This is a genomic window from Delftia sp. BGA-UO-ETr-SB1 (assembly GCF_059567865.1).
The window spans coordinates 751,378-775,333 of sequence record NZ_JCAQOW010000006.1 but is presented as its reverse complement, the minus strand read 5'-3'; the positions used below and the strand labels follow the sequence as shown (position 1 = coordinate 775,333).

The window sequence follows — 23,956 nt, the reverse complement described above, 5'->3', positions numbered from 1 at the left end:
CCGCCTCGCGGCGAGGGCGTCGTCCCCCTCCCGCGAAGCGAGAGAGGGCGCCGTGCATACGGGGGAAGGCGCGTAAGCGCCTCAGGGGGTGCTATCCGCCTATATAGACGAACTTGAAGAGGAAGACGCCGCCGATCAGCCACACCATCCAGTGCACTTCCTTGGCGCGCCCCGTGAACAGCTTGAGCACGGCATAGGTGATGAAGCCGAAGGCCAGGCCATTGGCCACCGAGTAGGTGAAGGGCATGAGCAGGGCCGTGACGGCAGCGGGGATGGCCTCGGTGGTCTCGCCCCATTCGATCTCGGTCAGCTCCTTGAGCATCAGGCAGGCCACGAAGAACAGCGCGGGCGCCGTGGCGTAGCCGGGCACCACGCCGGCCAGCGGCGACAGGAACAGGCAGCACAGGAAGAGCACGGCCACGGTCAGCGCCGTCAGGCCCGTGCGGCCGCCCGCTTGCACGCCGGCCGCGCTTTCCACGTAGGCCGTGGTGCTGGAGGTGCCCAGCAGCGAGCCCGCGAAGATGGCGCCACTGTCGGCCAGCAGCGAGCGGTTGAAGCGTCCCATGCGGCTGGGCACCAGCAGGCCCGCGCGCTTGGCCACGCCCATCAGCGTGCCCGTGGCATCGAACAGCTCGACCAGGAAGAACACCAGCACCACGTTGAGGATGCCGCCCGTCAGCGCGGACTTGATGTCCAGCTGCAGGAAGGTGGGCGCAATGGAGGGCGGCGCAGAGAACACGCCGTGGAACTCGTTGCCTGCGAAGAAGAACGAGGCCACGGTGACCGCGACGATACCGATCAGGATGGCGCCCGGCACCTTCAGGCGGTCCAGCACCACGATGATCAGAAAGCCCAGCGAAGCCAGGATGACTTCGGGCTTGTGCAGGTCGCCCAGGGTCACGAAGGTGGCCGGCGATGCGGCGACGATGCCCGCGCTCTTGAGCGCGATCAGCGCCAGGAACAGGCCGATGCCCACGGTGATCGCTATGCGTATGGACTGCGGTATGCCCTTGATGATCAGCTCCCGCAGGCCGAACAGTGTCACCAGCAGGAACAGGCAGCCCGAGACGAAGACCGCGCCCAGCGCGGCCTGCCAGGTGAAGCCCATGTGCAGCACCACCACGTAGGCGAAGTAGGCGTTCAGGCCCATGCCCGGCGCCAGCGCGATGGGATAGTTGGCGTACAGCGCCATGATGGTCGTGCCCAGCGCCGCGATCAGGCAGGTGGCCACGAAGACGGCCCCCTTGGGCATCCCCGCATCCCCCAGGATCGAGGGATTGACGAAGATGATGTAGGCCATCGTCAGAAAGGTCGTCAGGCCCGCGACCAGCTCGGTTCTTACATTGGTGCCGTGCTCACTGAGCTTGAACACCCGTTCCATCCAGTTCATCGCATTGTCTCCGTGTTGTTTTCGCATGCGGGGCGCAACGGTTGTGAAAGCGCCCAGGGTTGAGCACCGGCTGTCCAGGCCGGCACAAGGCATGGCACCCTGCCGGGCGGCCATGGACCTGGTGGCGCGCATCGCTGCGCGCCGATTCAAGGAATGAGGGGGCGGCGCCGGTCCGCTCAGCTCCCGGCGGCCTGCACGGCCTCGATGGCGCGCAGGATGGATTCCGGCGTGGCCGGCGATTGCAGCGGCGGGTTGCTGCGGTGCCCGCCCGCGGCCGAGACGGCATCGCGGATGGCGAAGAACACCGAGAACGGCAGCAGCAGCGGCGGCTCGCCCACGGCTTTGCTGCGGTGGATGGAGTCCTCGAAGTTGTCGCCCTCGAACAGCCGCACGTTGAACACGGGCGGGCAGTCATTGGCCGTCGGGATCTTGTAGGTGCTCGGGGCGTGCGTGGTGAGCTTGCCGCTTTGCGGGTGCCAGACCAGCTCTTCCGTGGTCAGCCAGCCCATGCCCTGGATGAAGGCGCCCTCGACCTGGCCCACGTCCACGGCCGGGTTCAGCGAGCGGCCCACGTCGTGCAGCACGTCGGCGCGCAGCAGCTTGAACTCGCCGGTCAGCGTGTCCACCACCACCTCGCTCACGGCCGCGCCGTAGGCGTAGTAGAAGAAGGGCCGGCCCTGCATGGTGTCCTTGTTCCACGACAGGCCGGGCGTGGCATAGAAGCCGTCGGACCACAGCTGCACGCGCTCGATGTAGGCCTCGCCCACCACGGCCTTGAAATCCAGCACCTTGCCGTTGACGTGGACCTGGTCGTTGGCAAAGCGCACGTCCTCGGCGCGGCCGCCATGGCGCTCTGCGGCGCAGGCGGCCAGGCGTTCGCGGATCTGGCGCGCCGCGTCCTGCGCGGCCTTGCCGTTGAGGTCGGCCCCCGTCGATGCCGCCGTGGCCGAGGTATTGGCCACCTTGGTGGTGTCGGTGGCCGTGACGCGCACGCGACCGAAGCCCACGCCCAGTTCATGCGCCACGACCTGGGCCACCTTGGTGTTCAGGCCCTGGCCCATCTCGGTGCCGCCGTGGTTCACGAGGATGGAGCCGTCGTTGTAGACATGGACCAGGGCGCCGGCCTGGTTGAAGTGCTTGACGTTGAAGGAGATGCCGAACTTGAGCGGCGTCAGCGACAGGCCGCGCTTGAGCACGGGGCTGGCCGCATTGAACTCGGCGATGGCGTCGCGGCGCGCGCGGTAGTCGCTGCAGGTCTCCAGCTCGGCCACCAGCTCGTGGATCACGTTGTCGGTCACGACCTGGCTATAGGGCGTGACATTGCGCTCGGTCTTGCCGTAGAAGTTGACGCGGCGCACATCGAGCGCATCGCGCCCCAGCTCGCGCGCCACCGTCTCCATGATGTTCTCGATGGCGATCGCGCCCTGCGGGCCGCCGAAGCCGCGGAACGCCGTGTTGCTCTGCGTATTGGTCTTGCCCGAGTAGCCGTGCATGGACACATCGGGCAGCCAGTACGTGTTGTCGAAGTGGCACAGCGCGCGCGTCATCACGGGACCGGACAGGTCGGCCGAGTGGCCGGCGCGCGAGACCATGGAGATCTCGGCGCCCAGGATGCGGCCCTCGTCGTCGTAGCCCACCTCGTACTCGTACCAGAAGCAGTGGCGGCGGCCCGTGATCATGAAGTCGTCATCGCGGTCCAGGCGCAGCTTGACGGGCCGGCGCAGCCGCGTCGCGGCCACCGAGGCCACGCAGGCGAACAGGGCCGACTGCGACTCCTTGCCGCCGAAGCCGCCGCCCATGCGGCGGCACTCCACATGCACGGCGTGCGAGGCCACGCCCAGCGCATGCGCCACCAGGTGCTGCATCTCGCTGGGGTGCTGGGTGGAGCAGTACAGGTGGACGGCGCCGTCCTCCTTGGGAATGGCGTAGCTGATCTGGCCTTCCAGGTAGAACTGCTCCTGGCCGCCCACGTAGAACGATGACTTCAGGCGGTGCGGCGCCTCGTCCATGGCGCGGCGCGCGCCGCCTTCATTCGTGCTGCGCGCCAGGTGCATGGGCGGCAGCACGTACTGGCCCAGCTCATGCGCCTGCTGGGGCGTGAGCACGGGCGGCTCGGCCGCGATGTCGGCCGCCGCCTTGGCCTGGGCCGCAGCCAGGCGCGCAGCCTCGCGGCTTTCGGCGATCACGGCGAACAGCGGCTGGCCCAGGTAGCGGATCTCGCCGCTGCACAGGATGGGGTCGTCGTGGATGATGGAGCCGCAGTCGTTGACGCCGGGAATGTCCTCGCCCGTGAGCACGGCCACCACGCCGGGCATGGCGCGGATGGCGTCGAGCCTGAGCGCATTGAGCCGGCCATTGGCCACGGGCGACAGGCCCAGCGCACAGTGCAGCGTGCCGTCCAGCTCGGGCAGGTCGTCGATGTAGGCGGCCTCGCCGGCCACATGCAGATGGGCCGATTCATGCGGGCGGCTGATGCCCACGCGCTGGCCCTGGGTGTGGGCACCGGCCTCGGCACGCTCGTCCACGCGGAAGGCGGTGTTCTTCAGGTAATGCGCAAAGGCCTCGGACGAGTGCAGCAGGGAGGGATCGATGGGGCGGTTCATTTCAGGCTCCTTGGTGCACTGCGTGGGGCATCACGCTCCAGACGCTGGTGGCCTGCAGCGGCAGCGGCTGCTGCGGACGTGTCTCCAGCCACAGGCGCTGCAGCAGGTTCTGCGCCACCTTGAGCCGGTAGTCGGCGCTGGCGCGCATGTCGGACATGGGCTTGAAGTCCTGGGCCAGCGCGGCCTGGGCGGCCTTCACTGCGGCCTGGTCCCAGGGCTGGCCCACGATGGCCGCCTCCGCCAGGGCCGCACGCTTGACCACGGCAGCCATGCCGCCAAAGGCCAGGCGGGCGGACTTCACCACCTCGCCATCGAGCTCGATGGCCAGCCCCGCGCACAGCGCCGAGATGTCGCAGTCAAAGCGCTTGCTGATCTTGTAGGCCCGGGTCTTGCGCCGTGCAGCGTCCAGCGGCACGGCCAATGCCTGCACGAACTCGCCCGGTTCCAACTGGTTCTTCATGTAGTCCAGATAGAAGTCATGCAGCGGCATGCGGCGCACGCGTGCGCCCTTGCGCAGCTCGATCTGCGCGTCCAGCGCCATCAGCACGGGCGGCGAGTCGCCAATGGGCGAGCCATTGGCCACGTTGCCGCCCATGGTGCCCGCATGGCGGATGGGCACGGAGGCAAAGCGCAGCCACACATCGGTCAGCCCCTCGAAGCGCTGCGACAGCGCGGACCAGGCCGATTCCAGCGAGGCACCGGCGCCTATGTACAGCTCGCCGCCTTCCAGGCTGCCCACGCCGCGGCGCTCCTCGACGCGCTTCATCTCGGCCACGTCGCCCACATAGACGATGTCGCCCAGGTCGCGGAACTGCTTGGTCACCCACAGCCCCACATCGGTGGAGCCTGCCAGCAGGCGCGCGCGGGGCTTGGCCTCGCACACGGCGGCCAGCTCATCCAGCGTGCGCGGAGCGTGGAAGCTGTCCACACGGCCACCCTGGGCGGCGTTGGGCGCGGCGTAGTCCAAGCCGGCATCCTGCGCGCGCAGGCCCTGCAGTGCCTGCACCACGGGGTCGGTGGCCATGCGCGTGGCGGGCAGGTCGAACATGCGCTGGCCTGCGTCCAGGATGGGACGGTAGCCCGTGCAGCGGCACAGATTGCCCGACAGCTCGTCGGCCAGCTGCTGGCGCGAGGGGCGCGTGCCGGCCTGCTGGTGGTGCTCGTAGGCCGACCACAGCGACATCACGAAGCCCGGCGTGCAAAAGCCGCACTGCGAGCCGTGACAGTCCACCAGCGCCTGCTGCACGGGGTGCAGCTCGGCACCGCCTGCGGGCGTGCCGGTGGCACAGCCCTGCTTGCCGGCGCACTGGCCCTTGACGTCCTCCACCGTGAACAGCGCCTTGCCATGCAGCGTGGGCAGGAACTGGATGCAGGCATTGACCGTCTGCAGCTGCAGGCCGCCCACGGCGTCGGGCGCGCCGTCTTCGGCCAGCTCGGCGATGACCACCGTGCAGGCGCCGCAGTCACCTTCGTTGCAGCCCTCCTTGGTGCCGGTGCAGCGCGCGTCGCCGCGCAGCCAGTCGAGCACCGAGCGCGTGGGATGCGGCCCCTGTACCTCGACGATCTGGCCGCGGTGATAGAAGCGGATGGGTTGGGAACTGGGGCTCTGGCTCATGCTCGTGGGGGCAACTGCTGGTGCGTGGACTGTTCGGATCACGACTTACGCAAATTCCGAGGAAGAAAGCCGCTGGCCCTGTGGCGATGGCGTGTTTGCGTTCCTGCTTGCGTAAGTCCTGCGGATGTACCCGAGATTAAGTCCAGCCCCGCCCAAACGCATAAGGCGGCCTCGATATTTCCTATGCGGGCTGCCATATATCCTTGCCAAAAACAAGGGTAAACCCGCAACAAAAGTGTGGATTGCAGCGGTTCAGGGTTCAAGCGCTATGCACAGCCCTCACTCGTGCTCGGCCGGCTCCAGAGGCTTGGGCCGCACATCCTCATCGTCGCCGAGCTGCGAGAAGATCATGGTCGAGGCCAGCGTCACCGCGCCCATGCAGACGAAGGTGGCGCGGAATGCATTGAGGGTGTGCTGCGGCGTGTCGCCGCCGAACCATTCGCTGAAACCGGCCAGCACCGCACCTGCGGCGGCCACGCCCATGCCCATGGCCAGCATCTGCACCATGGACAGCAGGCTGTTGCCGCTGCTGGCGTTGCCGGCATCCAGGTCCTTGAGCGTGACGGTGTTCATGGCCGTGAACTGCATGGAGTTGGTGGCGCCGAAGATCAGCAGCTGGACGATGACCACCCACAGCGGCAGCGCCGTGGAGACCGTGCCGAAGCTGGCGATCATCAGCGACAGCACCAGGGTGTTGCCCATGAGCACGCGGCGGTAGCCGATGCGCTGGATGAGGGTGGTGGTCTGGCGCTTCATGGCCATGCTGGCCAGTACCGTGGGCAGCATCATCATGCCGGCCTGCAGCGGCGAAAAGCCCAGGCAGACCTGCAGCACCAGCGGGATCAGGAAGGGCATGCAGGAGCTGCCCAGGCGCGAGAACAGGTTGCCCAGCAGGCCCACGCGCAGGCTGCGCACGGCAAACAGCTCGGGGGCGAACAGCGGGTCTGGCCGGCGCAGCGCGTGCAGCCAGTAGGCGGCCAGGCTGGCCAGGCCGAAGATCAGCAGCACGAAGACCATGGCGCCGTGGATGCCCTTGCCCGACATGCTGTCCAGCGCCAGCGACACGGCCACCATGCCGAAGGCCAGCAGCGCATAGCCCACGCCGTCGAAGCGCTTGACGGCAAAGCGGTCGCCCACCGGCATGAAGCGCAGCGTGGCGGCCAGGCCGATCAGGCCCACGGGCACGTTGACCAGGAAGATCCAGTGCCAGCTCACGTACTCCACCATCCAGCCGCCCAGCGTGGGGCCGATCAGCGGCCCGACCAGGCCGGGGATGGCCACGAAGCTCATGGCCTTGAGGAACTGCTCGCGCGGAAAGGCGCGCAGCACGGCCAGCCGCCCCACCGGCATGAGCAGCGCCCCGCCCATGCCCTGCAGCACGCGCGCAGCCACCATCAGCTGCAGGTTGGGCGCAATCGCGCACATCACCGAGCCCAGCACGAACAGCGCAATCGCCCACAGGTAGACACGCCGCGTGCCGAAGCGGTCCGCCATCCAGCCCGAGGCCGGGATCAGCATGGCCATGGTCAGCGAATAGGCGACGATGACCGACTGCATGCGCAGCGGGCTCTCGCCCAGGGCCTCGGCCATGGTGGGCAGCGCGGTGTTGACGATGGTGCCGTCCAGCGTCTGCATGAAAAAGCCGATGGCCACAAGCCATAGCAGCACCGAACGCGAGGAGGATGTGGAGGAGGCGGAAGCGCTTTTGTCTTCAGGAATCATGGCAAGGCAGGAAGGGCGCAGGCGTTAAAAAACCGCCTGCGCATTGCTGCGCGGCGGTTGGTGGCGTGTTGTGCGGCGGGCTGCTGCGGGCTTCACTGCAGCGCGGCCGACAAGGCTTACACCGAGAAGCTCGATCCGCAGCCGCAGGTGGTGGAGGCGTTGGGGTTCTTGATCACGAACTGCGCGCCCTGCAGGTCTTCCTTGTAGTCGATCTCGGCACCCACCAGGTACTGGTAGCTCATGGCGTCGATCAGCAGCGACACGCCATTCTTGGTCATGGTCGTGTCGTCGTCGTTGGTGATCTCGTCGAACGTGAAGCCGTACTGGAAGCCCGAGCATCCGCCACCTTGCACGAACACGCGCAGCTTCAGGTCAGGGTTGCCTTCCTCGGCGATCAGATCGGCCACCTTGGCAGCTGCGCTGTCGGTGAAGACGATCGGGGTGGGCATTTCGGCGGTGGTGGTTTCGGTGATTTCTGCGACGGCGCTCATGGGGATACTCCGAAGTTCTCAATTGGCCCGAATGGTACAGCAAAGGGCTCGGGAATTCCCGGGGCCGCCAGCTTGACGACAGTGCAAGTGGGGGCATTGGCCACCGACGGCGAAGGTGAATGCGAAGGGTTTGCATCGCCCAGAAAAAAACCGCCGGCAAAGGCGGTTTTTTTCTGGGGAAAGCCCCGGGGGACTTTCCTGCAGTGCCAGCGGATTAACGCTTGGAGAACTGCTTGGCGCGGCGTGCGGAGCGCAGGCCGACCTTCTTACGTTCGACTTCACGAGCGTCACGCGTCACGAAGCCGGCTTGGCTCAGGACGGGCTTGAGCGCTGCGTCATAGTCGATCAGGGCGCGGGTGATGCCGTGGCGGGTAGCGCCGGCCTGGCCGGATTCACCACCACCGTGGACGTTCACTTGAATGTCGAAAGCTTCCAGGTTGCTCGTCAGAGCCAGGGGCTGCTTTGCGATCATGATCGAGGTTTCGCGGCCGAAGTATTCCTGAATGTCCTTGCCATTCACGGTAATCTTGCCGGAGCCCTTCTTCAGGAACACGCGTGCGACGCTGGATTTGCGACGGCCGGTGCCATTGTTCCAATCACCAATCATCTAGGTCTCCTTAGATTTCCAGAGCCTTGGGCTGCTGGGCGGTGTGGGGATGCTCAGCACCGCCGTACACCTTGAGCTTCTTGATCATTGCGTAGCCCAGGGGACCCTTGGGCAGCATGCCCTTGACGGCCTTTTCCAGAGCACGGCCGGGGAACTTGGCCTGCATGTCGCGGAAGTTGGTGGCAGTGATGCCGCCGGGGAAACCAGAGTGGCGGTAGTACACCTTGTCCAGGCTCTTGGTGCCGGTGACCTTGAGCTTGGAGGCGTTGATGATGACGATGAAGTCGCCGGTGTCAACGTGAGGTGTGTAAATGGCTTTGTGCTTGCCGCGCAGACGGAGTGCCACTTCGCTGGCGACACGTCCGAGCACCTTATCGGTGGCGTCAATCACAAACCACTCGTGTTGCACCTCAGCGGGCTTTGCGCTGAATGTAGACATGAGTTTTCTCTTTCAAGAAAGGTTTGGCGGGTCCTTTTCCGCGGTCGGCGCTTCTTCAAAAAGGAAGCCTCTTAGGCGGGGATGTAAACTTCGCCGCGGGACCCTAGAATCGCTGCGAAGCCCTCCATTATACAAAAACGGCAGGTCTTCGCCATCCCCCGTTGCGCCGCCCTGGCTTCAGCGCCGGCCCCCATCCTTCAGCCGCCACGGACAACCACCCGGCAGCGCGGCTGGTTACCATACGCCTATGTTCAGTTACCGCCACGCCTTCCATGCAGGCAACCATGCCGATGTGCTCAAGCACACCGTGCTGATCGCCACCCTGCAATACCTCCTCCAGAAGGATGCCGCCCTCACGGTGCTGGACACGCACGCCGGCGCCGGCCTGTACCGACTGGACGGCGACTACGCCAACAAGAGCGGCGAGTCGGCCGACGGCATCATGCGCCTGGCCCAGGCCAAGGAGGCCGAGCTGGCCCCGGTGCTGCAGGCCTACCTGGCCACGGTGCGCTCCTTCAACCAGGGCGCGCAGCTGCGCAACTACCCGGGCTCGCCCTTCATCATCCAGTCCCTGCTGCGCGTGCAGGAGCGCGACAAGCTCAAGGTCTTCGAGCTGCATCCCACCGACATGCGCTCGCTGGCGGGCAACATTGCCCAGCTTGAAGCGGGCCGCCAGGTGGCCGTGCTGCACGAGGACGGCTTCGAGGGCATCAAGAAATTCCTGCCGCCACCGTCGCGCCGCGCCCTGGTGCTGTGCGACCCCAGCTACGAGCTCAAGAGCGACTACGCCAAGGTGCTGGACATGGCGGCCGACAGCCTCAAGCGCTTTGCCACAGGCACGTATGCGGTCTGGTATCCGATCATCCCGCGCCCCGAGGCGCACGATCTGCCGCGCCGCCTGAAGACCATGACCACCAAGGCCGGCAAGAGCTGGCTGCACGTGGAGCTCACGGTCAAGAGCAACAAGACGTCGGAGCGCGGCGGCCTGCCGGCCAGCGGCATGTTCCTGATCAATCCGCCGTTCAATCTCAAGGAACAGCTCAAGCCGGCCATGCCGCAGCTGGTCAAGCTGCTCGGTCAGGACGAGAACGCGGCCTTCACGCTCGAATCGGGCGGCTGAACACGGTTCAGCGCGAGCTCGACGCCGCAGAGGCCACTGCCGTGGCCGAGGCTGCGGCGGGCGCTGCGGCCTTCGCCACCGGCTTGGCGGCAGGGGCGGCACGGCTGGCCACGGCCGTGCGTGCATTGGGCCTGGATGCGGGCGCCTTGGCCTGCACACGCGGCCGGACCGGGGCCTTTGCCTGAACCTGGGTCCGCGCCTGTGTTTGTGTCTGTCCCTTGGCCTGCTGCGTCTTCTTGAGCGACTCTGCCTTCCTGGCCGTGACCAGGGTTTCGGGGCATTCTTCCTCGCCTTCGTCGAGCTGCCACAGCTCCACGGGCTTGATGCCCAGGCCGACCATGCCCAGCTCCTGCGCAGCGGCCTGGCTCAGGTCGATCACGCGGCCGGGCGCAAACGGCCCCCGGTCATTGATGCGCACCACCACCGTCCTGCCTGTCGCGGCGCTGCGCACGCAGACACGGCTGCCGAAGGCGAAGCTGCGGTGGGCAGCCGTCAGTTCTTCCTTGTCGAAACGTTCGCCGCTGGCCGTCAGCCGGCCATGCAGGCCCGGGCCATACCAGGAGGCCAGGCCTTGCTGGTCGCTGTCGCGCGAGGGGACGAGGGCGAAATCGGGATTGGAGGGAGTGTCGGCACTCTCTTCGGGCGAAGCCGGTTCGGAGGGCCTGGCATCCGCGGACCTGGTGGCGGGCTGCGCGGCCCGCGAGGCGCGGCTGCTGCGCTTGCCTGCGGAGGGAACGGCCGCAGGCGTCTGGCCTTCAGCCATGGCCTCGGCACCTGCCGAACCTGCAGAACCGGCCATCAGGGCGCCGGACTCGGCATCGGTTTCGGCCACGGGAGCCGGTGCGCAGCCAGCCAGGGTGGCGGTGATGGCACACATGGCCAGCCAGCGCCAGTGCAGGCGTCGAAAATTACGATCCATGGGCAAAAACCTCCAGGGAACGCCTGACCGTTCCCAAGTTCTAGAGGGCCGCCCGGGGCCGGCGCAGTGGCTGCGCGCTCAAAGGCCCAATCGATCGCAGATTTCCAGCGTGGCGACGCTCTGGTTCATCGTATAGAAGTGCAGCCCGGGAGCGCCCTGGCTGCGCAACTGCTCGCATAGACGGGACACGACATCGAGGCCGAAGGCGCGAATGGACGCCGTGTCATCTCCGTAAGCCTGCAGACGCAGGCGGATCCAGCGCGGGATCTCGGCGCCGCAGGCGTCCGAGAAGCGCATCAGCTGCGTAGAGCTGGTGATGGGCATGATGCCGGGAACAACCGGTGCATCAAGCCCCATGCCGCGCGCCGCATCAACGAAACGGCAGTAGGCGTCGGCATTGTAGAAATATTGGGTGATCGCGGAATCCGCGCCAGCGCGCACTTTAGCCGCAAACGCTTCCAGATCGGAATGTGGGGATTTCGCCTGCGGGTGGACCTCGGGATAGGCTGCCACCTCGATGTGGAACCAGTCGCCGAACTCGCGGCGGATGAATTCCACGAGGTCGCTGGCGTACTGGAATTCACCGCCCAGGCCATAGCCGCTGGGCAGGTCGCCGCGCAGCGCGACGATGCGGCGCACGCCCATGGCCTTGAGCTCCTGCAGCTCGGCACGCACCTTGTCGTGCGTGGCGCCCACGCAGGAGAAATGCGATGCCGCGCTGACGCCTTCGCTCTGGATGTCACGCACCATGTTGAATGTGCCGGCCTGCGTGGAGCCGCCCGCGCCATAGGTGACGGAGCAGAACTGGGGCTTGCGCGCATAGAGGTTCTTGCGCACCTGCACATGCTTGGCCGCGCCTTCGGGCGTCTTGGTCGGGAAGAATTCGAAGCTGATCGGAAAGCTCATGTAAGACTCACTGCTCAGTGTTTCATTCGTTGCGTTTGCGCAGCTTGGCGCGCCCCGGTCCGGGCACGCCGAACTCGGTGCTGGTGTCGATCACACGTTCGTTGCGCTGCTCGCGCAGCACGGTGCGGGACACGCGCTTGGGCGCGGCTTTCACGGCCGAACGGGGCTCGTCGTCGTCCTGCGTTTCAGGCTGCTCTGGCTCCTTCACCACGGCCGCCTGCTGGGCATGCACGAAGAATTCGCGGTTGCCGTCACCGCCTTCGATGGCCGACTCCATCCAGCCCTTGACCTCCAGGCCCAGCTCGCCCAGGCAGGTGCGGATGCGCTGCTCCACCTCGGTGAACAGGGCCGCATCGCGCACGATGCCGCCCTTGCCGACCTGGCCCGGCTGCAGTTCGAACTGCGGCTTGACCAGCATCAGCAGCTGGCCGTGCGGCTTGAGCAGGCGCGTGACGGCCGGCAGCACCAGGGTCAGCGAGATGAAGGACAGATCGCCCGTGACGAAGTCGAACTGCGGCGTGATGTCCACGTCGGCAAACTCGGCGCGGCGGCGGCGCTGCGTGGCCACCGTGCCTTCTTCCCGGGCCTTGCCCTTGGCCGCGCGCTCGGCCTTGAAGGCCTCGATCTCTTTTTCCTTGGCGTCGTCGCTATCGTCATAGTCTTCATCGACCAGACCGCCGTTGCGCATCCAGGCATAGGGCGCCACGGGCTGGGTGTCGTTGTCGTCGGGATCTTCTTCCCAGCGTTCGGACAGCACTTCCTCGCAGGACTCCTGCAGGCCCTCGGCCGTCACCGCGCGGGCGTTGACGCCCTCGACGCAGATCACACGCACATCCGAACGCAGCCGGTCGTGCAACTGGCCATGGCCCACATCCACGCCGATGACCTGGGCGGCGCCCGCCTGCAGCAGGCAGTCGGTGAAACCGCCCGTGCTCTGGCCCACGTCCAGGCAGCGCAGGCCCTGCACCGACAGCTTGGTGGCCGCCAGCGCGCCTTCCAGCTTCAGCCCGCCGCGCGAGATGAACCGGGCCTCGGCTCCGTCCAGCAGCTGCAGCTCGGCACCCGCAGGAATCTCGTCGCCGTTCTTGGCAACCTTCTTCCAAGGCGTCAGCGGCGTCATGCGCCATTGCACGCCGCCTGCAATCAGCCGCTGCGCCTGCGAGCGCGTGGCCGCATGGCCGGCTTCCACCAAAAATACATCTGCGCGCATAGCGTCGTTCCCAGGAAATCTCTAAACCAATGACGCCAAGCGGCGCCACACCCCACAACTGGCAGGGCCCAACTCAGGGACACCGAGCAAGGGCCGCCCCGCCGCGAGGGTGTCGTCCCCCTCCCTTGCGAAGCAAGTGGAGAGGGGGAAGCGGCGCAAGCCGCTCAGGGGGTGCTTAGTAGCGATAAGTTTCGGGCTTGTAGGGACCCTGCTTGCTCACACCGATATAGGCAGCCTGGCCGTCCGTCAGTTCGGTCAGCATGGCGCCGACCTTCTTCAGGTGCAGGCGGGCAACCTTCTCGTCCAGGATCTTGGGCAGCACGTAGACCTTGCCGACCTCGTAGGCATCGGGCTTGGTGAACAGCTCGATCTGGGCGATGGTCTGGTTGGCGAACGAGGCGCTCATCACGAAGCTGGGGTGGCCGGTGGCGCAACCCAGGTTCACCAGGCGGCCCTTGGCCAGCAGGATGATCTTCTTGCCGTCAGGGAAGGTGATGTGGTCCACCTGGGGCTTGATCTCTTCCCACTGGTACTGCTCGATGGAGGCGACGTCGATCTCGTTGTCGAAGTGGCCGATGTTGCAGACGATGGCTTCGTTCTTCATGGCCACCATGTGCTCGTGGCGGATGATGTCGCGGTTGCCGGTGGTGGTCACGAAGATGTCGGCCTTGTCGGCTGCCCACTCCATGGTCACGACCTTGTAGCCTTCCATGGCCGCCTGCAGGGCGTTGATGGGATCGATCTCGGTGACCCAGACCTGGGCCGACAGCGCGCGCAGCGCCTGGGCGCAGCCCTTGCCCACGTCGCCGTAGCCGGCCACCACGGCAACCTTGCCGGCGATCATCACGTCGGTGGCGCGCTTGATGCCGTCCACCAGCGATTCGCGGCAGCCGTAGAGGTTGTCGAACTTGCTCTTGGTGACGGAGTCGTTGACGTTGATGGCACGGAACTTCAGCGTGCCCTTGGCCGACATCTCGTTGAGGCGGTGCACGCCGGTCGTGGTCTCTTCGGTCACGCCGATGATGTGGGCGCTCTTGCGCGTGTACCACGTGGGGTCCTGGGCCAGCTTGGCGCGGATGGCGGCGAAGGCGATCTTCTCTTCTTCGGAGGCGGGGTTGTCCAGCACGGACAGGTCCTTTTCGGCGCGCATGCCCAGGTGCAGCAGCATGGTGGCGTCGCCGCCGTCGTCCAGGATCATGTTCGGGCCTTCGCCTTCGGTGCCGGCGGCGCCGAATTCAAAGATGCGGTGGGTGTAGTCCCAGTAGTCGGCCAGCGATTCGCCCTTGATGGCGAACACGGGCGTGCCGGTTTCCGCGATGGCGGCAGCAGCGTGGTCCTGCGTCGAGAAGATGTTGCACGACGCCCAGCGCACTTCGGCGCCCAGGGCCTTGAGCGTCTCGATCAGCACGGCCGTCTGGATGGTCATGTGCAGCGAGCCGGTGATGCGCGCGCCCTTGAGGGGCTGGGCAGCGGCGAATTCCTCGCGCGTGGCCATCAGGCCGGGCATTTCGGTTTCGGCGATCAGGATTTCCTTGCGGCCCCAGGCAGCGAGGGAAATGTCAGCGATGGCCGTGTCGGCGGAAACGGGACGAACAGCAGCGTTCATGGTTTTCTCCAAAAGATGAATGAAAAACCACGTTCTGCGGGAGACGGAAAAAAGCTCACCGCACAGAAAGCGTGGGCGAGCGTCGTTGCAGGTATGACTCCGAGCCTCGCGACCACGCCTGATGTGTGGGGGCCGCTGCAACGCTCCTCGGAGAGGCGCTGATTATACCGATCCCGGGGATGCCTCACCGCCCAGCCCCACAAGCCGGTAGCCCACCTGCAGCTCGGTCACCAGGTGGCGCGGCTGGGCCGGCTCGTCCTCGATCTTCTGGCGCAGATTGGCCATGTGCACGCGCAGGTAGTGGGCGCGGCCCAGGTACTCGGGGCCCCAGACCTGCAGCAGCAGCTGGCGGTGGGTCATCACACGGCCCTGGGCGGCGATCAGCGCCGCCAGCAGGCGGAATTCGATGGGCGTGAGGTGCACCGGCTGCCCCGCGCGCCGCACCTCATGCGTGGCCAGGTCCACCTGCACCGGGCCGAAGTGCACCTTGCTGGACGCGGCGGTGCCGCCCGCCCCCCCAGCGGCGCCCAGCTGCTGGCGGCGGCGCAGCATCACGCGCAGCCGGGCCAGCAGCTCGGGCACGCCGAAGGGCTTGACCAGGTAGTCGTCGGCGCCGGCATCCAATGCGGCCACCTTCTCGTCCTCACGCTCGCGCGCGGAGAGCACGAGCACGGGCACGGAGGACCACCCGCGCAGCTCGGTCAGGACCTGCTTGCCATCGGCGTCCGGCAGGCCCAGGTCGAGGATGACCAGGTCGGGCTGGCGGCTGGCGGCCTCGATCAGGCCGCGGCGCGCGCTGTCGGCCTCGAAGACCTGCCAGCCTTCGTCTTCCAGCACCAGGCGCACGAAGCGGCGGATGCCGGGATCGTCCTCGATCATCAGGATGCGGTTGGCGGGCGTGCTCATGGGGGGCTTTCGTGCATGGCGGGACTCTAATCCAGCGCAGGCTGCTCGGGCACGGGAAAGCGCAGCGTGAAGATGGTGCCCGGGCCGGGCCGCGCGGCGGCGGCCTCGATGCGCCCGCCATGCGCCTCGACAATGCTGCGCACCAGCGCCAGGCCCAGGCCGATGCCCGAGACGGTGGACTCGGCCGTGCCGCGCGTGAAGGGCTCGAACAGCGTCTCCACCGGCAGATGCGATGGCAGGCCCGGCCCGCCGTCGCGCACGGACAGCAGCAGCTCGCCGTCCTGCACACGCGCACTGATGGCCAGCGGCGTGCCGGCCGGCGTGTACTTGGCGGCGTTGTCCAGCAGGTTGACCAGCACGCGCTCCATGAGCAGGGCATCGAGCTGCAGCAGCGGCAGGCTGGCGGGCACGTCGGTGCTCACGGGATGCTGGCCCAGGCGCGCGCGCATCTGGCGCAGCGCGCTGCCCACCACTTCGTCCAGCGGAAGCCATTCGCGCTGCAGGTGCACGCCGCCTTGCTGCAGGCGCGCCATGTCCAGCAGGTTCTCCACCAGGCGCTGCATGGCCTGCGCCTGGATGCGGACCTGCTCCAGCATGTCGGCCGCGCCGCCCGGCGGCACATGGCGCTGCGCGGCCTCGGCCGCGCCCAGGATGGTGGTCAGCGGGGTGCGCAGGTCGTGCGAGACGGCCGACAGCAGGGTGTTGCGCATGCGCTCGCCCTCCATGGCGATCTGGGTCTGCTGGGCCACGGCCACGAAGTGCTGGCGCTCCAGCGCCAGCGCCACCTGGCTGGCGCAGGCCTCCAGCAGGCGCTGCTCCTCGGGCACCTCCAGGCGCTGCGGCGCACGCAGCTGCAGCACCAGCACGCCGCGCATGCGCACGGGCGCGGCCAGCGGCACATAGCGGGCCGGTGCGGCCGGCAGCGTGTCCGTACCCTGGCCGGCCTGCTGGCCATGGTCCATGGCCCACCGCGCGATGCTGTCGTCCATGGCGCAGGGGCCGCCGCCCGCGGGCCGCAGGCGCTCGTCGGCATCGGGCAGCAGCAGCCCGGCCTGGGCGTCGAACACGCCCGAGACCGTGCGCAGCGCGATCTCCACCACCTGCTCCTGCGTGAGCGCGCCCGACAGGTCGCGCGCCAGCCGTGCCAGGGCGCCTGCGCGGCGCTCGCGCTCGGCCGCCACGCGCGCCTCATGCCGCAGCCGCGCCATGAGCTGGCCGCAGACCAGGGCCACGCCCAGCATCAGCACGAAGGTGAACAGGTACTGCGTGTCGTTGACATGGAAGGAGCCGCGCGGCGGCACGAAGAAGTAGTCGAAGCACAGCACCGACAGCAGCGCGGCCCAGGCACCCGGGCCCCGCCCCCAGCGCAGCGAGGACAGCACGACGATGAGCAGGAACAGCATGACCACGTTGGCCGGGTCGAAGACGCGCAGCAGCTGCTCGGCCAGCGCCGTGGCGGCCAGGCAGGCCAGGGTGACGCCGGCATAGCCCTTCCACGGCAGCGGTGCGCGCCGCGGCAGCGCGGAAGGCGCGGCAGGAGCGGCCTCGGTCCGGGCCGCGCTGGAGCCGCCGGAGAGCACCAGCACATCGATATCGGGATGCAGGTGCGTGATGCGATCGGGCAGGCTGCGCGTCCACCAGCGCCAGGGCGACCAGGCCGGGCGTGGCGGCTGGGCCAGCACCAGGCGGCTGGCGTTGCGCTCGCGCGCGAAGGCGACCAGGGCCTCGGCCACATCGGCGCCCGGCAGCGTGGCCGTCTCGGCGCCCAGGCGCGCGGCCAGGGCCAGGGTCTTGAGCACGGCGGCCTGCACGCTGCGCGGACGGTGCTGGCGCTGGGGGGCGTCCACGTAGACCACCATCCAGTCCGCATCGAGCCGGCGCGCCATGCGCGCGACCTGGCGCACCAGCGCGTCGTCGCCCGCGTGGCCGGCCACCGCCACCAGCAGGCGCTCGCGCGCAGGCCATACCGTGCCTATGGAGCGCTCGCGCCGGTAGTCGCGCATGTCCTCGTCCACGCGGTCGGCCGTGCGGCGCAGCGCCAGCTCGCGCAGCGCCAGCAGGTTGCCGCGGCGAAAGAAGTTGCGCGAGGCCCGCTCGGCCTGCTCCAGCATGTAGACCTTGCCATCCTTCAAGCGGCGCAGCAGCTCGTCGGGCGAGATGTCGACGACGATGACCTCATCGGCATCGTCGAAGATCTGGTCGGGCACGGTCTCGCGCACCGTGATGCCGACGATGCCGCCCACGACGTCGTTCAGGCTTTCCAGGTGCTGGACATTGATCGTGGTCCAGACATCGATGCCTGCGTCCAGCAGCTCCTGCACGTCCTGCCAGCGCTTGGGATGGCGCGAACCCGGCGCATTGCTGTGCGCCAGTTCATCGAGCAGCAGCACGCGCGGCCGCCGCGCGAGCGCCGCATCCAGGTCGAACTCGCGCAGCGTCCGCCCCTGGTGCGGCAGCTCGCGCAGCGGCAACTGCTCCAGGCCATGCAGTTGCTGCGCCGTTTCCTTGCGGCCATGGGTTTCCACGAGTCCCACCAGAACCTCGCGGCCCCCCTGGCGTTCGCGCTGGGCGGCGGCCAGCATGGCGTAGGTCTTGCCCACGCCTGCATTCGATCCGAAGTAGATGCGCAGCTTGCCCCGTCCCTCCTGCGCCCGCTCATGGCGCAGGCGAGCGACCAGGGCGTCGGGATCGGGGCGCGGCAGACCGGGCGGCGCCGGCTCGGCAGAGGACGAAATGGGCATGGTTCTCAGCCTAGCACCAGAGCGTGCTCCCACACTAGAACGCCGCCGACAGCGACAGCACCCAGCCGCTGCGGCCCAGGCTTTGCATCTGGCCCGCCGCGTTGGCCGCGCGGTAGTAGCGCGTGTCGGCCGAGGTACCGGCCCAGGCCAGCGTGGCCGTCCACGGTCCCCAGCTGCGGGCCAGCGAGACGCGCCAGTCGGCATACGACAGTTCGCTGTAGTTGCGCACCTGCGTGTGGCCGGCATGCAGGCCCAGCACGGCCCAGTCGCCCAACGGGTGCTGGTAGTTCAGGTCCAGATAGCTGCTGCCGCGTGAGCTGCCGCTGCCGGGAAGTGCCTCGGCAAAGGCCGTGGCCGCCGTGCTGTCGCGCAGCCCGAAGTAAGGCGTCAGCGCCAGCGACCATTTGGCGCTGAAGCCGCCGTTGGTGACGCCCAGATAGGCCTCGGTGGTGTCGTAGCGCACGCCGCCGCTGCCATCCCCGCGGGGCACGCGCGCGCCGGGGTAGTTGTAGTGCAGCAGGCCGATGTCGCCCGTCCAGCCCGGCAGCAGCTCGGTACGCCAGCCGCCGTACAGGTCCAGCTCCAGCGCGCGGCCATCCAGATAGCTGTGGCGCGACACGCTGGAGCCGGACACGCCCAGGTAGGCGCCGCGCGGCAGCGACAGCTCCAGCCCGCCCTGCAGCGCCGGCCCCATCCAGCTTTGCGAGATGCCACGGAAACGGTAGTCGCTTAGCAGCGTCACGCTGCCGGTGAGGGCGTAGGCGGGTGCGGGCGATTGCTGGGCAGCGGCGCTGGCAGCACTGACGGGGGAGGTCTCGGCCTGCGCATGGCAGGATGCGGCCGCCAGCGACAGCAGTGCGGCCAGAGAGAAACGGGGGACGGCACCAGCGGCCGCCATGGAAGAAACGGATTTCATCTTGGTTTTCTTGAAGAGAAGAGCAAAGCGGGGCCTGCCCGGGCGGGCAGGCGGGCCGCACAGGGTCACGCCAGGTTCAGAGCTACCAGCAGCATGTCGATCAGCTTGATGCCGATAAAGGGCACGACCAGGCCCCCCAGCCCGTAGATCAGCAGGTTGCGCCGCAACAGGGCCGAGGCACCGATGGCACGGTAGGGCACGCCGCGCAGGGCCAGCGGTATCAGCACGATGATGATCAGCGCGTTGAAGATCACGGCACTCAGGATGGCCGAGCCCGGGCTGGCCAGCCCCATGACGTTGAGCGCCGACAGCTGCGGATAGGTGCCCACGAAGGCGGCCGGGATGATGGCGAAGTACTTGGCCACGTCGTTGGCCACGCTGAAGGTGGTCAGCGCGCCGCGCGTCATCAGCATCTGCTTGCCGGTCTCCACGACCTCGATGAGCTTGGTCGGGTTGCTGTCCAGGTCCACCATGTTGCCGGCCTCCTTGGCCGCCTGGGTGCCGCTGTTCATGGCCACGGCCACGTCGGCCTGGGCCAGGGCGGGCGCGTCATTGGTGCCGTCGCCGGTCATGGCCACCAGGCGGCCTGCGGCCTGGTGTTCGCGGATCAGGCGCAGCTTGTCCTCGGGCGTGGCTTCGGCCAGGTAGTCGTCCACGCCGGCCTCGGCCGCAATGGCCGCCGCCGTGAGCGGGTTGTCGCCCGTGATCATCACGGTCTTGATGCCCATGCGGCGCAGCTCGGCAAAGCGTTCGCGTATGCCGTGCTTGACCACGTCCTTGAGCTCGATCACGCCCAGCACGCGGGCGCCATCGGCCACCACCAGCGGCGTGCTGCCGCGCCGCGACACATCCTCCACCACCTTGAGCATGGCGGGCGGGAACTTGCCGCCCATGGCTTCGACGTGGCGGCGCACGGCGTCGGCCGCGCCCTTGCGCAGGCTGCGCGTGCCGCCGTCGGGCTGCGGCATGTCCACGCCGCTCATGCGCGTCTGGGCCGTGAAGGGAACGAAGACGGCATGCAGGGTTGCCAGGTCGCGCTCGCGCAGGCCATGCATTTCCTTGGCCAGCACGACCACGCTGCGGCCTTCAGGCGTCTCGTCGGCCAGCGAAGCCAGCTGCGCCGCATCCACCAGTTGCGCGGCCGTCACGCCGGGCGCGGGCAGGAACTCGCTGGCCTGGCGGTTGCCCAGCGTGATGGTGCCGGTCTTGTCCAGCAGCAGCACGTCCACGTCGCCGGCCGCCTCCACGGCGCGGCCCGAGGTGGCGATCACGTTGGCCTGCATCATGCGGCTCATGCCCGCCACGCCAATGGCCGACAGCAGGCCGCCGATGGTGGTCGGGATCAGGCACACCAGCAGGGCGATCAGCACCGTCAGTCCCACGACCTGGCCGCTGCCCGTCAGCTCCACCGCAAAGGACGAATAGGGCCGCAGCGTGACGATGACCAGCAGGAACAGCAGCGTCAGCCCGACCAGCAAAATGGTCAGCGCCAGCTCGTTGGGCGTCTTGTGGCGGCGGGCCGACTCCACCATGGAGATCATGCGGTCGAGGAAGGACTCGCCGGGATTGACGGTGATCTGCACCACCAGCCAGTCTGACAGCACGCGCGTGCCGCCGGTGACCGAAGAGAAGTCGCCGCCGGCCTCGCGGATCACGGGGGCCGATTCGCCGGTGATGGCGCTCTCGTCCACCGAGGCCACGCCCTCGATCACGGTGCCGTCCAGCGGCACGGTGTCGCCGGCCTCCACCAGCACCCACATGCCCGAACGCAGTTCTTCGGCACCCACGGGATGCCAGCGGCTCTGGTAGTTGGCCTGCTCCAGCTTCTTGGCGACGGTGCTGCGCTTCATGCTGCGCAGGCTGGCGGCCTGGGCGCGGCTGCGCCCCTCGGCCAGCGCCTCCGCAAAGTTGGCGAACAGCACGGTGAACCACAGCCACAGCGCAATCGCCAGGATGAAGCCCGCAGGCGCTTCGCCTTCGCCCGCCAGGGCCTGAGCCCAGAGCAGGCTGGTGAAGATGGCGCCCAGGTAGACCACGAACATCACCGGGTTGCGCCATTGCGCGCTGGGTGCCAGCTTGCGGATGGAGTCACCCAGCGCCTGGCGCACAAGCGAAGGATCGAACAGGGACAAAGCAGTTTTGCGCGACATGGCTTACTCCTTGGCGGCATGGACTGCCGCAGGCTGCAGCGTCGCGGCCGAAAGATCGTCCAGCGCCAGATTCAGCTGCAGCACGTTCACGCGCGGCTCGCCCAGCAGGCCCAGCACGCGCGGCTCCACCTGCTGGCGCAGCAGTTCCTGGACCTTGGCCACGGGCAGTTGGCGCTCGCGGGCCACGCGCGGCAGTTGCAGCTCGGCATTGGCCACCGAGATGTGCGGGTCCAGGCCGGAGGCCGAGGCCGTCACGGCATCCACAGGCACCGCAGCATCTGCAGCCAGGCCATTGAGTTCGCGGTAGGCCGCCACGCGCGCCGCCACGGACTCCTTGAGCGCCGCATGGGTCGGACCCTGGTTGGTGGCAGCCGACAGCGCAGCGTTGTAGGGCGCGGCCATCGTGGCATCGGCCTTGTCGGGATCAGGCGCCGAGGTGGCGCTGGGCCGGCCCTGGAAATAGCGCGGCGAGGCGAACTCCTGCCCGATCAGGGCCGAGCCCACGACCGAGCCCTGGCGCATGACCAGGCTGCCATTGGCGGTCTTGGGAAACGCAGCCTGGGCCACGAGTGTGGTGACCAGCGGATAGGCCAGGCCCGTGACCACGGCGACGAACAGCGCCGACCGCAGGCTGTGGCCGAACAGCGAGCGCAGCCCGCCTGGAACGGCCTGCGTTTGGGCCTGCGCATCAGCGCGCAGCACCGGCAAGGGGCCGGAAGTATGTGTTTGAACTTGCATCTCGAAACCTCCGCCGCACGGCCCTGCCAAGGCAGAACCGGCGGCCAAGAAAAAAACGGGCTCAGCTGGCTCAGGGATTCAGGGGTAGACCTGTCCTGACAGCATCTGCAGCTGCTCGACCACAGGCCCCAGGGCCAGCGAAGGCAGAAAGGTCAGCCCGCCGACCACGACCACCACGAAGACCAGCAGCCCCATGAACAGCGGCGTGGCCGTCGGGAAGGTGCCCGGCCCCGCAGGCACGGTGGGCTTGGCCGCCAGGCTGCCCGCCAGGGCCAGCATGGGCAGCAGCGTCAGATACCGGCCCGCCAGCATGGCCAGGCCGATGGTGGTGTTGAAGAACGGCGTGTTCGCATTCAGGCCCGCAAAGGCGGAGCCGTTGTTGGCCGTGCCCGAGGCATAGGCATAGAGCACTTCCGAGAAGCCATGCGGCCCCCGGTTGGCCAGGCTGGCCAGCGTGTCGGGCCAGACCGCCGCCAGCGCCGTGAAGCCCAGGACGGAGATGGGATGCGCCATCACAGCCAGCATCACCAGCTTGATCTCGCGCGCCTCGATCTTCTTGCCCAGGAACTCGGGCGTGCGGCCGATCATCATGCCGGCCAGGAAGACCGTGAGGATGGCGTACTGCAGCAGGTTGATCAGGCCCACGCCATCACCGCCGAACACGCAGTTGAGCATCATCTGCGCCAGCGGCACCAGCCCGCCCAACGGCGTCAGCGAGTCATGCATGGCATTGACCGAGCCCGTGGTAGCGGCCGTGGTCGTGGCCACGAACAGCGCCGTGTCGGCGATGCCGAAGCGCAGCTCCTTGCCCTCCATGTTGCCGCCCGGCTGGGTGGCGCTGATCTGCTGGTCGGCACCTGCGGCCGTGAGCAGCGGATTGCCGGCCTGCTCGGCCGTGAACACCAGCGCCAGAAAGCCCACGAACATCACCAGGCAGGCGCCGAACAGCACCCAGCCCTGGCGGCGGCGCAGCAGCATGGAGCCGAAGGCATAGGTCATGGCCGAGGGAATCAGCAGCATGCCCAGGATGTGGATGGCATTGGTCAGCGGCGTGGGGTTCTCGAACGGATGGGCCGCGTTCATGCCGAAGAATCCGCCACCGTTGGTACCGATGTGCTTGATGCTCTCCAGGCTGGCCACGGGGCCCAGCAGGATCTGCTGGCGCGCGCCCTCCAGCGTCGTCGCCCAGACCTGGCCATCCAGCGCCTGCGGCACCCCCTGCCACACATAGACCAGGGCCACCACAAAGCTCAGCGGCAGCATCACGCGCCACAGCACGCGCACATAGTCCACCCAGTAGTTGCCCAGGTCCGACGCACTGGAGCGCGCCAGGCCGCGGATGAAGCCCGCAGCCGCGACCACGCCCGTGATAGCACCCGCAAACATCATGAAGGTAATGGCCACCATCTGCGTGGCGTTGGACAGGCTGCTCTCGCCCGAATACGCCTGCCAGTTGGTGTTGGTCACAAAGGACGCGGCCGTGTTGAAGGCCAGGTCCGGCGTCTGCGCCGCATTGCCCAGCGCATTCAGCGGCAGCCAGCCCTGCAGGCGCAGCAGCGCATAGCCCAGCAGCAGCATGGCGCCGTTGGACAGCAGCAGCGCCAGCCCGTAGCGCTGCCAGCCCATGCGCTCGGCCGGGTTCACGCCCAGGGCGCGAAAGCTCAGCCGCTCGATCCAGACATGGTGCTCACTCGTGAAGCAGCGTGCCAGCCACTGCCCCATGGGCACGGCCAGCGCCGTCATCAACAGCAGCACCAGTGCATATTCCATCCAGGTCAACCACATGGCGGTCTCCTTTCAGGCAGTCAAATCCGGCCCAGCGCCGCCACGAAGGCCAGCAGGCCCCCGAAGCAGCCCAGGCTCAGGGCGATAAAGAT

Annotated in this window: 18 protein-coding genes and 1 riboswitch; of the genes, 1 reads left to right on the top strand and 17 read right to left on the bottom strand. The window is 67.8% G+C overall.

The genetic code is table 11. The features are described 5' to 3' along the window. Nucleotides 1–91 precede the first annotated feature (91 nt). The 7 genes from AC57B5_RS22295 to rplM form a co-directional block, all read right to left on the bottom strand. Nucleotides 92–1,390 carry an NCS2 family permease gene (locus AC57B5_RS22295; RefSeq protein WP_012207705.1) on the bottom strand — a complete coding sequence of 433 codons (1,299 nt, stop codon included), beginning with the start codon at nucleotides 1,388–1,390 and terminating at the stop codon, nucleotides 92–94. A 176-nt stretch (nucleotides 1,391–1,566) separates the two neighbouring features. Next, nucleotides 1,567–3,993 carry a xanthine dehydrogenase molybdopterin binding subunit gene (gene xdhB, locus AC57B5_RS22290; RefSeq protein WP_063328514.1) on the bottom strand — a complete coding sequence of 809 codons (2,427 nt, stop codon included), beginning with the start codon at nucleotides 3,991–3,993 and terminating at the stop codon, nucleotides 1,567–1,569. 1 nt (nucleotide 3,994) lies between these two features. Then, nucleotides 3,995–5,608 carry a xanthine dehydrogenase small subunit gene (gene xdhA / locus AC57B5_RS22285; protein WP_496400337.1) on the bottom strand — a complete coding sequence of 538 codons (1,614 nt, stop codon included), beginning with the start codon at nucleotides 5,606–5,608 and terminating at the stop codon, nucleotides 3,995–3,997. 279 nt (nucleotides 5,609–5,887) lie between these two features. Next, a complete protein-coding gene (gene mdtD / locus AC57B5_RS22280) occupies nucleotides 5,888–7,330 on the bottom strand; it encodes a multidrug transporter subunit MdtD (RefSeq protein WP_043820192.1) in 1,443 nt (480 codons plus the stop codon). Nucleotides 7,331–7,446: 116 nt separating this feature from the next. Further along, entirely contained in the window at nucleotides 7,447–7,821 is a 375-nt protein-coding gene (gene erpA / locus AC57B5_RS22275) for an iron-sulfur cluster insertion protein ErpA (protein WP_013800449.1), read from the bottom strand. Between the two features lie 214 nt (nucleotides 7,822–8,035). Continuing rightward, nucleotides 8,036–8,428: a 30S ribosomal protein S9 gene (gene rpsI / locus AC57B5_RS22270; RefSeq protein WP_012207710.1), complete on the bottom strand. Its 393-nt coding sequence runs from the start codon at nucleotides 8,426–8,428 to the stop codon at nucleotides 8,036–8,038. Nucleotides 8,429–8,438: 10 nt separating this feature from the next. Further along, the gene (gene rplM, locus AC57B5_RS22265; RefSeq protein ID WP_496400336.1) at nucleotides 8,439–8,867 is read right to left on the bottom strand and encodes a 50S ribosomal protein L13; all 429 of its coding nucleotides are present in this window, start codon (nucleotides 8,865–8,867) and stop codon (nucleotides 8,439–8,441) included. Between the two features lie 247 nt (nucleotides 8,868–9,114). Here rplM and AC57B5_RS22260 point away from each other — a divergent pair, with 247 nt between their 5' ends. Continuing rightward, the gene (locus tag AC57B5_RS22260) at nucleotides 9,115–9,987 is read left to right on the top strand and encodes a 23S rRNA (adenine(2030)-N(6))-methyltransferase RlmJ (RefSeq protein ID WP_063328516.1); all 873 of its coding nucleotides are present in this window, start codon (nucleotides 9,115–9,117) and stop codon (nucleotides 9,985–9,987) included. Between the two features lie 7 nt (nucleotides 9,988–9,994). On the opposite strand, the gene AC57B5_RS22255 is transcribed toward AC57B5_RS22260, so the two are convergent. From AC57B5_RS22255 to kdpA, 10 genes are all read right to left on the bottom strand, one after another. Continuing rightward, nucleotides 9,995–10,906, bottom strand: coding sequence for a septal ring lytic transglycosylase RlpA family protein (locus AC57B5_RS22255; protein WP_496400335.1), 912 nt, complete (start codon nucleotides 10,904–10,906; stop codon nucleotides 9,995–9,997). Nucleotides 10,907–10,984: 78 nt separating this feature from the next. Then, nucleotides 10,985–11,812: a methylenetetrahydrofolate reductase [NAD(P)H] gene (gene metF / locus AC57B5_RS22250; protein ID WP_034397320.1), complete on the bottom strand. Its 828-nt coding sequence runs from the start codon at nucleotides 11,810–11,812 to the stop codon at nucleotides 10,985–10,987. A gap of 22 nt (nucleotides 11,813–11,834) precedes the next feature. After that, a complete protein-coding gene (locus tag AC57B5_RS22245; protein WP_099752520.1) occupies nucleotides 11,835–13,022 on the bottom strand; it encodes a TlyA family RNA methyltransferase in 1,188 nt (395 codons plus the stop codon). Between the two features lie 175 nt (nucleotides 13,023–13,197). Beyond that, nucleotides 13,198–14,628, bottom strand: a complete 1,431-nt coding sequence (gene ahcY, locus AC57B5_RS22240) for an adenosylhomocysteinase (RefSeq protein ID WP_013800445.1) — start codon at nucleotides 14,626–14,628, stop codon at nucleotides 13,198–13,200. Nucleotides 14,629–14,698: 70 nt separating this feature from the next. Then, a riboswitch (S-adenosyl-L-homocysteine riboswitch) is annotated at nucleotides 14,699–14,783 on the bottom strand. A gap of 7 nt (nucleotides 14,784–14,790) precedes the next feature. After that, the gene (locus tag AC57B5_RS22235) at nucleotides 14,791–15,534 is read right to left on the bottom strand and encodes a response regulator (RefSeq protein ID WP_197944395.1); all 744 of its coding nucleotides are present in this window, start codon (nucleotides 15,532–15,534) and stop codon (nucleotides 14,791–14,793) included. 26 nt (nucleotides 15,535–15,560) lie between these two features. Next, nucleotides 15,561–18,275, bottom strand: coding sequence for a DUF4118 domain-containing protein (locus AC57B5_RS22230; protein WP_496400334.1), 2,715 nt, complete (start codon nucleotides 18,273–18,275; stop codon nucleotides 15,561–15,563). Between the two features lie 34 nt (nucleotides 18,276–18,309). Then, the gene (locus AC57B5_RS22225; RefSeq protein ID WP_496400870.1) at nucleotides 18,310–19,173 is read right to left on the bottom strand and encodes a TorF family putative porin; all 864 of its coding nucleotides are present in this window, start codon (nucleotides 19,171–19,173) and stop codon (nucleotides 18,310–18,312) included. Nucleotides 19,174–19,256: 83 nt separating this feature from the next. Continuing rightward, nucleotides 19,257–21,341, bottom strand: a complete 2,085-nt coding sequence (kdpB, locus tag AC57B5_RS22220) for a potassium-transporting ATPase subunit KdpB (protein ID WP_197944397.1) — start codon at nucleotides 21,339–21,341, stop codon at nucleotides 19,257–19,259. Between the two features lie 3 nt (nucleotides 21,342–21,344). Next, nucleotides 21,345–22,079 carry a potassium-transporting ATPase subunit KdpC gene (kdpC, locus tag AC57B5_RS22215; RefSeq protein WP_496400333.1) on the bottom strand — a complete coding sequence of 245 codons (735 nt, stop codon included), beginning with the start codon at nucleotides 22,077–22,079 and terminating at the stop codon, nucleotides 21,345–21,347. A gap of 78 nt (nucleotides 22,080–22,157) precedes the next feature. Next, on the bottom strand, nucleotides 22,158–23,864 hold the full coding sequence (kdpA, locus tag AC57B5_RS22210; RefSeq protein WP_496400332.1) for a potassium-transporting ATPase subunit KdpA: 1,707 nt from the start codon (nucleotides 23,862–23,864) through the stop codon (nucleotides 22,158–22,160). Nucleotides 23,865–23,956 lie beyond the last annotated feature (92 nt).